The sequence below is a fragment of the Streptomyces sp. NBC_00386 genome (genome assembly GCF_036063235.1).
Classification (GTDB): Bacteria; Actinomycetota; Actinomycetes; order Streptomycetales; family Streptomycetaceae; genus Streptomyces.
Genome location: NZ_CP107950.1, coordinates 6,395,676 through 6,408,503 on the forward strand (window position 1 = coordinate 6,395,676; position 12,828 = coordinate 6,408,503).

The following is a 12,828-nucleotide window of genomic DNA, read 5'->3' on the forward strand; positions in this document are numbered from 1 at the left end:
CCGTGCGAGCATCCGGCGCGGTACGCCACAATGGGGTAATGCCCACGCCCACGTCCACGGTGGACTCCACGCTGAACTCCTCGCTCTCGATCGGCCCCCACAAGGCGCAGCCGCCCGTCGTCCTGGCCCCCATGGCCGGGATCACGAACGCGCCGTTCCGCACGCTGTGCCGCGAGTTCAGCGGCGGCAAGGGTCTGTTCGTCAGCGAGATGATCACCACGCGGGCGCTGGTCGAGCGCAACGAGAAGACCATGCAGCTGATCCACTTCGACGCGACCGAGAAGCCGCGCTCGATCCAGCTCTACGGGGTCGACCCCGCCACCGTCGGCAAGGCCGTCCGCATGATCGCGGAAGAGGACCTCGCCGACCACATCGACCTCAACTTCGGCTGCCCGGTCCCCAAGGTCACCCGCAAGGGCGGCGGCTCCGCCCTCCCGTACAAGCGCAACCTGCTGCGCGCGATCCTGCGCGAGGCCGTCAGCGGTGCCGGGGACCTGCCCGTCACCATGAAGATGCGCAAGGGCATCGACGACGACCACATCACCTTCCTCGACGCGGGACGGATCGCGGTCGAGGAGGGCGTGACGGCCATCGCGCTGCACGGCCGCACCGCGGCCCAGCACTACGGCGGCACGGCCGACTGGGACGCCATCGCCCGGCTGAAGGAGCACGTGCCCGAGATCCCCGTCCTCGGCAACGGCGACATCTGGTCGGCGGACGACGCGCTGCGCATGGTGCGCGAGACCGGGTGCGACGGGGTCGTCGTCGGGCGCGGCTGCCTCGGCCGGCCGTGGCTGTTCGGCGACCTGGTGGCCGCCTTCGAGGGCCGCCCCGACGCCTACGCGCAGCCGACGCTCCGTGAGGTCGCGGCCGTCATGATCCGCCACGCCACCCTGCTCGGCGAGTGGATCGGCGACGAGGCGCGCGGTGTCATCGACTTCCGCAAGCACGTCGCCTGGTACCTCAAGGGTTTCTCCGTCGGCTCGGAGATGCGCAAGCGCCTCGCGATCACCTCCTCGCTCGCCGAACTCTCCGACGGGCTGGCCGAGCTGGACCAGGACCAGCCGTGGCCGTCGGGCGCCGACGGGCCGCGCGGCCGTACCTCCGGCAACAACCGGGTCGTGCTGCCGGACGGCTGGCTCAAGGACCCCTACGACTGCGCGGGCGTGTCCGAGGACGCCGAACTGGACACCTCCGGCGGCTGATCCGCCGGCTGATCCACCTGCCGTCCGGCACGCGCGTCGCCCACGCGCGCACCGGACGACCCCCGGGCGCCGCCCCCGACGCCCGTTCTCCCGGCGCGCGGACAGACCCTGGGGCGTGTCCGCCCTAGGCCCCGCCCACCGCCGCGAGCAGGGCCAGCGGTGCCGCCGCCGAACGGGACTCCCGTACGCAGGCGTGCGGGTACGGCACCGGCTCGGCATGGGTGTCCCTGCCGTAGCCCGCGATGACCTCGGGGAGGCGGTGCCCCGCGGCCGTGGCCGCGTCCACGAGCCCGTGCGCCACCGTACGGGCCTCGTCGTGCAGTCCGTACCGCGCCAGCCCCAAGGTGATCAGGGCGTTGTCGTGCGGCCAGACGGAACCACGGTGATACGACAGCGGGTGGTACGCGGGCTGGCCCGAAGCGAGCGTGCGTACTCCCCAGCCGGAGAAGAAGTCCGGTTCGAGGAGCCGCCGGCCGACCAGCTCGCCGTACTCCTTGTCCAGCAGACCGGACCACAGCAGATGACCCGCGTCCGAGGCGAGCGCGTCGACATGCCGCCCCTCGCCGTCGAGCGCCAGCGCGGGGAAGGCGTGCTCGTTCATCCAGAAGTCCCGCTGGAAACGGTCGCGCAGATCGGCGGCGGCCTGTTCCAGGAGCGCCGCGTAGACCTCGTCGTCCCAGACCGTGCGGGCCAGGTGGGCGGTGCGGCGCAGCGCGTCGTACGCGTATCCCTGCGCGCCCGCCGCCATCACCGGCCCGGTGGGGCGGCTGCCGTCGGCCGAGCAGATGGCGCCCGGGGAGTCCTTCCAGTTCTGGTTGGCGAGGCCGCCGCCGTCCGCGCGGTAGACGAGATAGCCGCGCGAGGTCAGCCCGCCGTGGTCCAGCATCCAGCCGATCGCCGCACGGGCGTTGGGCTCCAGCCGGCGGGCCAGGGTCATGTCGCCGGTGTGCTCGGTGTAGGCGCCGAGCAGCACCAGGAACAGCGGAGTCGCGTCCACCGAACCGTAGTAACGCCCGTACGGCACCTGCCCGAAGTGCGCCAGCTCGCCGTGCCGCACCTCGTGCACGATCTTGCCGGGCTGGGCGACCGCGCCCGCTCCCACCTCGACCGCCTGGGTGGCGGCCAGCGCGGGCAGGGTGGCGGCGGCGAGCTGAGGCCGGTAGGGCAGCGCGAACAGCGAGGTGAGCAGGGCGTCGCGGCCCAGCAGGGTGAGGAACCAGGGGACCCCGGCCGCGGGGACCCGCAGCTCCTCGCCGTCCAGGCCCGTCGCCGGCACCTGGAGGACGGCCAGATCGGACAGGCCGCGCGCACAGGCCGCGGCCAGCTCGGGCCAGCCGGTCGGGAACGGCACCCCCTGCGCGAACTCGCCCTCCAGGGCGAGGAGCCGCTCGCCCGCCGCGGCGGGCGAGGCGGGGACGCGTGGCTCGTGCGTGGCGCCGTGCGGACGGGCCGCGACGCGCAGCGCCAGCTCCGCCGAACCGTGCGGTTCGAGGTCGAGGGTCCATACGAGGCGACGCGCGCCCGTGCCCGTCTCCTCCACCCCGTCCGGCGCGGGTTCGGAGGTGACCGTCGTACGGGACCGCCACTCCCCGCGCCGGTAGCTGAACTCCACCCCGTCGTCCAGGACCTGGCGCTGACGTACGACACCCGTCTTGGCGTACGTGCGGTGGTCGGAGCGCAGTTCGAACTGATCCGTGAAGTCGGCGTCCGCGGTGACCGCGATCCGCACCGTCGTGGCCGTCGGACGATTGCTGGTGACGCGTAGCGCCTCCACGAACGAGCCCTCGGCGACGGCCTGTTCACGGAAGAGCGTGTAGGCGGGCGGCTCGTTGCGGCCGCCGCGCGGCACCAGTACGCAGCGTGCCGTGTCACCGTCCGCGACCGGCGTGAGTGCCTCGGGCACCGCGCCGTCCACGGTGAGCTGCCAGCGGCTGAGGTGCCGGGCGTCCCGAACGAATAACCCGTCGGGAGAGCTGCCGCCCCGCACTCCGCTGATGTCCCCGCCGTCGCCCACGGCGGCGAACGTTCCACCGTGCACGAGCAGATGATGCCGGTCCGTCATCCCCGGTCCCCTCCCTTGGCGTCCGCCCCGAAATCGAATGTGCGCTGTCCCGCACTACCGGCGCCGTTGCCCGGTGCCGTGTCGGTCAACGCGTCGCGCCCCTGCGGGGACACGACCGATGGTGCCCCGGAGGGCTCGTGCAGCAGATCGAGCGTCAGTGCCGCCGTCCAGCTGAACCCGAGCGCTCCGCAGGCCTCGCCGGTGAAGGGGTCCACGTACTCCGCGAACCCGGACTCCCCGGCGGTGTCCAGCAGGGCGGCCCGCAGCGCGTCCGCCCGTCCGTGCTCCCCGTGCAGCCGCAGCCCGCGCTCCAGCAGCCAGTTGGTGTTGAACCAGGCGGGTCCCCGCCAGTAGCGGTGCGGATCGAACGCCTCGCCGGTCAGGTCGTAGCTGGGCACGAGGCGCGCCGCTTCGCCCAGCCCGAAGTGCGGCCCGCCCGCGGTCCGTACGAGCGTGGCGGCGATGTCGCGCGGCAGCGCGGGCAGGATGAGGGGCAGCAGCCCGGCGACACTGCGCTCGGGAATCAGCACCCCACGCCCGCCCCTCCCGCCGCTTCCAACGGCTCCGCCGCCCGCGCCGGTCCTGTCGCCGTCGCCGCCGCTCGTGCCGCTCCGCTCGTCGCGGCAGAAGAACATGCCCTCCGCCGGGTCCCACAGCCGCTCCACCAGCGCCGCCGTCAGCCGCTCCGCGCGCGCGTGCCGGGCCGTCCCCGTCGCGCCCAGTTCCCGCGCGATCTCGGCCAGCGCGTGCTCCGAGGCGATCAGCAGGGCGTTGAACAGCGGGTCCTCGACGGCGAACTCGCCGCCGCCGTCGGTGTATCCCCGGTCCCGGTAGTCCGCGGCCAGCCGTACGTACCGCCCGTAGTCGAGATCCGTCGGCCGGTCCTCGGGAGCGCCGTGGTCGAGGTCGGCGCGCCGGAAGGAGCGGGCCGACGCCGGGGTGACGCGGCTGAGCGGGGCGTCCCAGCAGGGGCTGTTGTCCATGCCCTGCTCCCAGGGATGGACCACGCTGGCGAGGCCGCCGCCGCCCAGGTCCCGGCGGTGCAGGAGATAGCGGTGCCAGGCCGCCAGGCGGGGATACATCCGGGAGAGGAAGGAGCGGGCCCTGGACAGTCCCGGGTCCGCCCGGTGCACCAGCCACACCGCGAGCGCGTGCACCGGTGGCTGCACGATGCCCGACGTCTGTACCGTGCGCGGGGCGCCCGCGGCGCGCCCGGCGGTGGAGGAGCGCCAGAAGTCGGGGCTCGGGAAGTAGGCGTCGAGCGGGACGGAGGGGTTGAACACGATGTGCGGCACACGCCCGTCGGCCCACTGCGCGCCGAGCAGGGTCTCCAGCTCCGTCTGCGCCCGCAGCGGGGACAGATGGCGCAGGCCGATCGCGATGAACGCGGAGTCCCAGGACCACTGGTGCGGGTACAGACCGCGGGAGGGCACCGTGGACGTTCCGGTCCAGTTGCCGTCCAGCACCCGGGAGGCCCTGAGGTGCAGCGACCCCGGCGGTCCGCCGGGATCGTATACGGGTGCTCCGCTCCGGACGATCTCGGCCGCATGGGGCGGGGAGGGCGGGCCGGAGGCGCGCGGGGGGATCCCGGTGGTGCTCACAGGCGCCATGGGGCCCCTGTGCAGGGCGGTGAGCTGGGTTGTGCTGTCCACTCAGGTCTCCCCGAAGACGTCCGGCCGGCCGGTTCGGCAGTGTCTGCCGTAGGGTTACGTCTATTTAACACGCAAAACTCAATATGTAATGCAGAGTTGGGGAACGCAAGAGGGTGCGCATGACAGAAAGGCGGGGAGTGACCGTGAAGACCGGGAACCAGGCAAGCGCCGGAGAACTGCTCGAACTGGTGCGCAGCGGCCGGGCCACCACGCGCGGGGCGCTCCAGCGGGCCACCGGTCTGTCGCGGGCCACGGTCGGCCAGCGCCTGGACCGGTTGTTCCGGGCGGGCTGGCTCCGCGAGGGAGCCGGCGGTCCCGTCGACTCACCCCTCGGCGGCCGTCCCTCCATCACCCTGGAGTTCGACGACGAGCACGCCGTCGTCCTGGCCGCCGACCTCGACACCCGGCACGGCCGGGCGGCCGTCCTCACCCTGACGGGCGAGATCCTCGCCGAGCACGCGGGACCCCTGGTGATCGACGACGGCCCCGAGGCGGTCCTCGGTGAGCTCGGACGCTGGTTCGCCGAGCTGGTCGGGAAGTCCGGCCGGCCGGCCGACGCCGTCTGCGGCATCGGGCTCGCGGTGCCGGGTCCCGTCGACAGCGAGACCGGCCGCGTGGTCCAGCCGCCGATCATGCCGGGCTGGGACGGCTACGACATAAGGGGCCGGCTGGGCCGCGCCTTCGCCGAACACGCGGGCACCGGCGCCGCGCGTGTCCCCGTGCTCGTGGACAACGACGCCAACCTCATGGCGTACGGGGAGCAGCGCGCCGGCTATCCGGACTGCTCGGCGTTCGCGCTGGTCAAGGTCTCCACCGGTATCGGCGCGGGCATGGTCGTCGGCGGCACCGTCTACCGGGGCGTCGACGGCGGCGCGGGCGACATCGGGCACATCCGGGTCGGCGCCGAGGCGCTGTGCCGGTGCGGCTCGTACGGCTGTCTGGCCGCCGTGGCCAGTGGCGGCGCGGTGGCGCGCAGGCTCGCGGAGTCAGGGGTCCCGGCCGCTTCCGGCTCGGACGTGCGCGAGCTGCTGGCGGCCGGGCACCCCGAGGCGACGGCGCTCGCGAGGGAGGCGGGCCGCCGGGTCGGGGACGTCCTGGCCACCGTGGTGACGCTGCTCAATCCGGGCGTGCTGATGATCGCCGGGGATCTGGCCGGAACCCCGTTCCTCACGGGCGTACGGGAACTGCTGTACCAGCGGGCGCTGCCCCGTTCCACCGCTCATCTGGACGTGGTGACCTCCCGGCTCGGCGAGCGGGCCGGCCTCGTGGGCGCGGGCGCGCTGGTCGTGGAGCACCTGTACGCGCCGGAGCGGGCCGAGGAGCGGCTGGCGGCTCTCGGGGTGTGACGGCGGGGCCGTGCGTTCGCGGGTGATCCGTTCCGGGTCACCCGCGCGGGCATCGCGGCCGGGTCATACGCGCGGGCATCGCGGCGCGGCATCCGTGTGAGACATCCGTGGGCCGTGCTCGTATCTCCGTGTGTCGCGCCCCGGATCGTGGTCCGGATGATGAAATCTGACTCCTCCGGGTGGCGTGATTCTCGCCACCCTTGATAGGGGTCACGCTCAGATGAGCGGATCTTGTGCGACTGCACTTCCCTAAGGGGTGGCACTCAGTGCCACCCTCTGATCGTTCATCGATTAAACTCAGACGTGCCCGAGCTTGCTCACTTGAGCAAAAAGAGTGGTCTGTGGGCGTTGATTCGTTCAAGAAGTGAAAACATCGGCACTCGATGACTTGCCAAGCCTTGACTTTGGATCTGGTGGCGGACGAGTGGTTACAGGCACATGACGCGCAAGTGGACGTACCCAGGTGCCTTCGATCTGGGTATGTTCCCCGTCGTCAGGGCAGCCACCGCGACGTCGAGGAGTCGAGACTCGTGTCGGAAAACAAAGATCCCCACGTAGCCGAAAGCGGCGTTGGTGGAGCGAAGTTCGTTTATGACTTCACCGAGGGCAACAGGGACCTCAAGGACCTGCTCGGGGGCAAGGGCGCCAACCTCGCCGAAATGACCAACCTGGGTCTTCCCGTCCCGCCCGGCTTCACCATCACCACCGAGGCGTGCAAGACCTACCTCGACAGTGGCGATGAGCCGGCGGCACTGCGTGACGAGGTGAGTGCGCACCTCGAGGCCCTCGAAGCCAAGATGGGCAAGAAGCTCGGCCAGGCCGACGACCCCCTGCTCGTCTCCGTCCGCTCCGGGGCCAAGTTCTCCATGCCCGGCATGATGGACACCGTCCTGAACATCGGCCTCTCCGACAAGTCCGTGCTGGGCCTGTCCCGGCAGGCCGGCGACGACCGCTTCGCGTGGGACTCCTACCGCCGTCTCATCCAGATGTTCGGCAAGACGGTCCTCGGCGTGGACGGCGAGCTCTTCGAGGAGGCTCTGGACGCGGCGAAGGACCTCAAGAAGGTCACCGTCGACACGGACCTCGAGGCGGCCGACCTCAAGAAGCTCGTCACCAAGTTCAAGAAGATCGTCAAGACCGAGGCCGGCCGGGACTTCCCGCAGGACCCGCGCGAGCAGATGGACCTCGCCATCCACGCGGTCTTCGACTCCTGGAACACCGACCGCGCCAAGCTCTACCGCCGCCAGGAGCGCATCCCGGGCGACCTCGGCACGGCCGTCAACATCTGTTCGATGGTCTTCGGCAACCTCGGCCCCGACTCCGGCACCGGCGTCGCCTTCACCCGCGACCCCGCCTCCGGCCACCAGGGCGTCTACGGCGACTACCTCCAGAACGCCCAGGGCGAGGACGTCGTCGCCGGTATCCGCAACACGGTCCCGCTCGCCGAGCTGGAGTCGATCGACAAGAAGTCGTACGACCAGCTCATGCAGATCATGGAGACCCTGGAGAACCACTACAAGGATCTCTGCGACATCGAGTTCACCATCGAGCGCGGCCAGCTCTGGATGCTCCAGACCCGGGTCGGCAAGCGCACGGCGGGCGCGGCCTTCCGCATCGCCACCCAGCTCGTGGACCAGGGTCTGATCGACGAGGCGGAGGCGCTCCAGCGGGTGACCGGCGCCCAGCTCGCGCAGCTGATGTTCCCGCGCTTCGACGAGGACGCGAAGGTCCAGCAGGTCGGCCGGGGCATCGCCGCGTCGCCGGGCGCCGCGGTCGGCAAGGCGGTCTTCGACTCGTACACCGCGGTGAAGTGGTCCCGTTCCGGCGAGAAGGTCATCCTGGTCCGCCGCGAGACGAACCCCGACGACCTGGACGGCATGATCGCGGCCGAGGGCATCCTCACCTCGCGCGGCGGCAAGACCTCCCACGCGGCCGTCGTCGCCCGCGGCATGGGCAAGACCTGTGTCTGCGGTGCCGAGGAGCTGGAGGTCGACACCAAGCGCCGCCGGATGACCGTGCCCGGCGGGCACGTCGTCGAGGAGGGCGACCTCATCTCGATCGACGGCTCCAGCGGCAAGGTGTACCTCGGTGAGGTCCCCGTCGTCCCGTCCCCGGTCGTCGAGTACTTCGAGGGCCGGATGCACGCGGGCGCCGACGACGCCGACGAACTGGTCGAGGCCGTCCACCGGATCATGGCCTTCGCCGACCGCAAGCGCAGCCTGCGCGTACGCGCCAATGCCGACAACGCCGAGGACGCGCTGCGCGCCCGCCGCTTCGGCGCCCAGGGCATCGGTCTGTGCCGCACGGAGCACATGTTCCTGGGCGACCGCCGTGGGCTGGTCGAGCGCCTGATCCTCGCGGACACCGAGGCCGAGCGCGAGGAGTCGCTGAAGGCGCTCCTGCCGCTCCAGAAGAAGGACTTCGTGGAGCTGTTCTCGGCGATGGACGGCCTCCCGGTCACCGTCCGTCTCCTCGACCCGCCGCTGCACGAGTTCCTGCCGGACATCACCGAGCTGTCGGTGCGGGTCGCGCTCGCCGAGTCCCGCAAGGACTCCAACGAGAACGACCTCCGTCTTCTCCAGGCCGTGCACCGGCTGCACGAGCAGAACCCGATGCTGGGCCTGCGCGGTGTGCGTCTCGGCCTCGTCATCCCCGGCCTGTTCACCATGCAGGTACGGGCCATCGCGGAGGCGGCCGCCGAGCGCAAGAACGCCAAGGGCGACCCGCGCGCGGAGATCATGATCCCGCTCGTCGGCACCGTCCAGGAGCTGGAGATCGTCCGCGAGGAGGCCGACCAGGTCATCGCCGAGGTCGAGGCGGCCACCGGCGTGCACCTGAAGCTGGCGATCGGCACGATGATCGAACTGCCGCGGGCCGCGCTGACGGCCGGCCAGATCGCCGAGGCGGCGGAGTTCTTCTCCTTCGGCACGAACGACCTCACCCAGACGGTGTGGGGCTTCAGCCGCGACGACGTGGAGGCCTCCTTCTTCACGGCGTACCTGGAGAAGGGCATCTTCGGCGTCAGCCCGTTCGAGACGATCGACAAGGACGGCGTCGGCTCCCTGGTCAAGTCCGCGGTGAAGGCCGGCCGCGAGACGCGCCCCGACCTGAAGCTCGGCGTCTGCGGCGAGCACGGCGGTGACCCCGAGTCGGTCCACTTCTTCCACGAGGTCGGACTCGACTACGTCTCCTGCTCCCCGTTCCGCATCCCGGTCGCCCGCCTGGAAGCGGGCCGCGCGGCCTCCAGCTCGAAGGGCAGCGACCACCGCTAGCCCCCGAGCACCGGACCCCGGGTCCGCCGCCTGTCCCCGACCCTCAACACCGATGGGCGGCGGCCCCGGCCCACGAGAAAGGGCGGCACCCTGTGCGGGGGTGCCGCCCTTTCGGGCATGGTCTGCGGGGGTTGTCGAGGTACGTTGCTGACCAGGCGAGTTGGCGTTGAATGGGGCGGCTGGTGGTGGTCTGAGAAGGAATGAAAAGGCCTCCGCCCCCCCTGAGCCGAGGTGGGCAGAGGCGCACGCGTCACTTCTTACCGGAAGGCTTCGACGTTACGGCGGGCCCACTCGGCGAAGGGGCGGGGCGCGCGGCCGAGTACCCGCTCGACGTCCGGGCTGAGCCGTAGCTCGGCGGCGTTGGGCTCGGCGAGGACGGCCAGTGTGGTCTCTACGACCGGCTCCGGCATGAACGCGGCCATCCGTGCGTGCGCCTTGGTCCGGGTCAGCTCCACGAACCGCACCGGCTCGCCGAGGGCCGCGCCGATCGCCTCGGCCTGCTGCCGGGGCGTTACGGCCGCGGGCCCGTTCAACTCGTATGCGTGACCCGCGTGTTCGTCCTTGCGCAGGGCCACGGCCGCGACCTCCGCGATGTCCGCCGGATCGATCACCGGGATCGCGACTTCACCGAACGGCGCGGCGACGGTCCGCTCGGCGCGTACAGACTCCACCCAGGCAAAGGCGTTGGACGCGAAGCCGCCGGGCCGCAGGATCGTCCAGGCCAGGCCCGACTCTCGCACCGCTTCCTCGATCGCCCGCATGACGCCTCCGTGCGAGGGCGACTCCGGCCTGGTCACCACGCCCTGCGAGGAGAGCAGTACCACCCGCCGGACCCCTGCCTTCCTGGTCTCGTCCAGGACGGCTCGCGGGTCGAGCCCGTGGCCACCCGCGCCGCCGTCGTGCAGGAACAAGGCTTCGGCGCCGTCGAGGGCGGCCCGCAGGGTCTCCGGCGCGGTCAGGTCAGCCGACACATGTCCGGTCCCCCTCGGCAGGTCCACTGGGGCTGTCCCCCTCGACACCGCCGTCACCCGCTCCCCGGCCACCGCCAGGGCCTGCACCAGCGACCGCCCGACGTTCCCGGTGGCACCCGTCACCACGATCATGTTCAACTCCCGCATCTTTCCTGTGGTTTCTCGCGATGACGGCGACGCTAACAAGCTCGGCACAGTAGGTACCTAGAGGAAAGTAACTACCTCGGAGGATGAAATCCATGACGACCGAGATGAGCCGGCGGACGGCCGATGTCATGACCGACCCCGAGCCGGCCTGTCCGGTTTCCCCGGTCGTGGAAATGGAGTTCAGCCGGTGGACCACGCCGATCCTCCAACGCGGACCGCAGTTTCGGGTTGCCGCCGTAGACCTCGTGGGTTCCGTCAAGCGCCCTGGCCGGTAGGGCTGTTGTGCGTCGCCCGAGTGCAACCATCGGCCGCATTCGAATGTCTGAACGGGCATCCCGAGGTCGGCCGCGGGGTGGATCCGGCAGGGGCCGGGTGGCAGGACCCCGGGGCGGCGCAGCACAGACGGAGGACCGTGGACACGCAAGGTGGCAGCAGCATCGACCCCGCGGACCAGTGGGTCCTCGACCCGGAGAGCGGTGAGTACCGGCTGCGGACAGGAGCCGATGGCGCGCCGGCCGCCACGGTGCCGGGGCAGCGAAGGAGTCGCGTGCGCCGCGAGGGGGAACGGCGGCCCGTCCCGGAGCCGGGCGAGGGCACTCGCCGCGGCGGCGCGGTGAGGTCCCGGAAGGCCAAGAGGTCCACGAAGCGGAAGGTCCTGACGTGGACCGCAGGGACGCTGGGCTTCGTGCTGCTGGCGGGCAGTGCCGGGGCCTACATGCTGTACCGGCACTTCAACGACAACATCAGCACGGTGGACGTCGGCACGGCGGGCAGCAAGAACGCGACCAGCAACGACGCGGTGAACATCCTGGTCATCGGCACCGACAGCCGAATAGGCCTGGGCGGGAAGTACGGTGACGCCGGGAGCCCGGGGCACGCCGACACCACGATCCTCTTCCACGTGGCGAAGGACCGGTCGAACGCGACGGCGATGAGCATTCCGCGCGACATGGTCACCGGCATCCCGGACTGCCCGACCAAGCAGAAGGACGGCTCCACCAAGACGATCAAGGGGACGCCCGAAGCGGCGTTCAGCCCGCGCTTCAACGAGAGCCTCGGGCAGGCGGGCCGCGACCCGGGCTGCACCATGCGGACCGTCAGCCAACTCACCGGCCTGCCGGTCGACCACTTCGTCCTGGTCAACTTCGAGGCCGTGAAGACCCTCTCGACGGCTGTCGGAGGCGTCCCGATCTGCCTCACCCACGCCATCGACGACACGGACCGCCAGGGCCAGGGCTCCCATCTGCACCTGGCCGCCGGCCCGCACACGGTCCAGGGCGAACAGGCTCTGCAGTTCGTCAGGACCCGTCACTCGCTGAAGAACGGCAGCGACCTGGACCGCATCGACCTGCAGAAGCAGTTCCTGGGTTCGATGATCCGTCAGATGAAGTCCCGCAATACCCTCACCGATCCCGGGAAGCTCTTCAAACTGGCGAACGCGGCCACCAAGTCGCTCACGGTGGACACCGGGATCGGCGGCGTCGGCAAGCTCACCGACCTCGCCAAGGATCTCAACCGGGTCGATTCCGAGCACATCACCTTCACGACGTTCCCGGTCGTCGACAATCCGGCCGAGGGGAAGAATCACAGGACCGTGGTGGTCGACGAGACCAGGGCGCCCGCGCTCCTCGCGGCGATCAAGAACGACGTCTCGCTGACCGAGGTCACGAAGAAGCCCACGGCCTCCGACGCCAAGCTCCAGGGCTCCAAGGCGGACCCGTCGCGGGTGCGGGTCATCGTCTACAACGGGGGCGGTCCCCAGGGCTCGGCGCAGACCACCCTGCAGTGGCTGCAGAACATCAAGGGCGTCGCCCACTCCACCAACGGCGGCAACGCCCCCGGTGCGCGGCAGGACCGTACGACCCTGGCCTACGGTCCCGACCAGGCCGACCAGGCCCGGGCCCTCGCCGCGATGATGGGCCTGCCCGCCTCGGCGCTCCACCCCGGCAAGGACGGCTCAGGACCCGGCACCGACATGACACTCACTCTCGGACGTGACTTCCAAGGCCCCGGAGTGCCTCTCACCGGCTCGGCCAAGCCCCCGGCCGGCATCCCGCAGTCGCATGCCGACAAGAACGTGTGCGTCGGCTGACAGCGGGCGGACGTGCGTGCCGCACCCCGGGTGCTCCGGGGAGCCGAACGGGGTAGCTCCGCGTGCACCGGGTCGTCGCGG

8 protein-coding genes are annotated in these 12,828 nt (G+C 71.2%); 5 read left to right on the forward strand and 3 right to left on the reverse strand.

Annotation, left to right across the window (positions count from 1 at the left end):
• Window positions 1-38 precede the first annotated feature (38 nt).
• The gene (dusB, locus tag OG780_RS28045; protein WP_328452719.1) at window positions 39-1,205 is read left to right on the forward strand and encodes a tRNA dihydrouridine synthase DusB; all 1,167 of its coding nucleotides are present in this window, start codon (window positions 39-41) and stop codon (window positions 1,203-1,205) included.
• Between the two features lie 124 nt (window positions 1,206-1,329).
• Here dusB and OG780_RS28050 read toward each other — a convergent pair whose 3' ends face one another.
• Entirely contained in the window at window positions 1,330-3,267 is a 1,938-nt protein-coding gene (locus OG780_RS28050; RefSeq protein ID WP_328452721.1) for an amylo-alpha-1,6-glucosidase, read from the reverse strand.
• Window positions 3,264-4,877, reverse strand: coding sequence for an MGH1-like glycoside hydrolase domain-containing protein (locus OG780_RS28055; protein WP_328458431.1), 1,614 nt, complete (start codon window positions 4,875-4,877; stop codon window positions 3,264-3,266). The genes OG780_RS28050 and OG780_RS28055 overlap by 4 nt, the downstream gene beginning before the upstream one ends.
• A gap of 161 nt (window positions 4,878-5,038) precedes the next feature.
• On the opposite strand from OG780_RS28055, the gene OG780_RS28060 reads away from it, so the two are divergent.
• On the forward strand, window positions 5,039-6,265 hold the full coding sequence (locus OG780_RS28060; RefSeq protein WP_328452723.1) for an ROK family transcriptional regulator: 1,227 nt from the start codon (window positions 5,039-5,041) through the stop codon (window positions 6,263-6,265).
• A gap of 530 nt (window positions 6,266-6,795) precedes the next feature.
• The gene (ppdK, locus tag OG780_RS28065) at window positions 6,796-9,537 is read left to right on the forward strand and encodes a pyruvate, phosphate dikinase (protein WP_328452725.1); all 2,742 of its coding nucleotides are present in this window, start codon (window positions 6,796-6,798) and stop codon (window positions 9,535-9,537) included.
• A 257-nt stretch (window positions 9,538-9,794) separates the two neighbouring features.
• On the opposite strand, the gene OG780_RS28070 is transcribed toward ppdK, so the two are convergent.
• Window positions 9,795-10,640 carry an NAD(P)H-binding protein gene (locus tag OG780_RS28070; RefSeq protein WP_328458433.1) on the reverse strand — a complete coding sequence of 282 codons (846 nt, stop codon included), beginning with the start codon at window positions 10,638-10,640 and terminating at the stop codon, window positions 9,795-9,797.
• Window positions 10,641-10,747: 107 nt separating this feature from the next.
• Between OG780_RS28070 and OG780_RS28075 the strand changes: the two genes are divergently transcribed.
• Both OG780_RS28075 and OG780_RS28080 read left to right on the forward strand, forming a co-directional pair.
• The gene (locus OG780_RS28075; protein ID WP_328452727.1) at window positions 10,748-10,930 is read left to right on the forward strand and encodes a hypothetical protein; all 183 of its coding nucleotides are present in this window, start codon (window positions 10,748-10,750) and stop codon (window positions 10,928-10,930) included.
• Window positions 10,931-11,067: 137 nt separating this feature from the next.
• Window positions 11,068-12,747, forward strand: coding sequence for an LCP family protein (locus OG780_RS28080; RefSeq protein ID WP_328452729.1), 1,680 nt, complete (start codon window positions 11,068-11,070; stop codon window positions 12,745-12,747).
• Window positions 12,748-12,828 lie beyond the last annotated feature (81 nt).

Excerpts from the sequence above, each read along its gene's own strand:
- dusB (WP_328452719.1), top strand. The coding sequence starts at position 39 with ATGCCCACGCCCACGTCCACGGTGGACTCCACGCTGAACTCCTCGCTC.
- OG780_RS28050 (WP_328452721.1), bottom strand. The coding sequence starts at position 3,267 with ATGACGGACCGGCATCATCTGCTCGTGCACGGTGGAACGTTCGCCGCC.
- OG780_RS28055 (WP_328458431.1), bottom strand. The coding sequence starts at position 4,877 with ATGGCGCCTGTGAGCACCACCGGGATCCCCCCGCGCGCCTCCGGCCCG.
- OG780_RS28060 (WP_328452723.1), top strand. The coding sequence starts at position 5,039 with ATGACAGAAAGGCGGGGAGTGACCGTGAAGACCGGGAACCAGGCAAGC.
- OG780_RS28070 (WP_328458433.1), bottom strand. The coding sequence starts at position 10,640 with ATGATCGTGGTGACGGGTGCCACCGGGAACGTCGGGCGGTCGCTGGTG.
- OG780_RS28075 (WP_328452727.1), top strand. The coding sequence starts at position 10,748 with ATGACGACCGAGATGAGCCGGCGGACGGCCGATGTCATGACCGACCCC.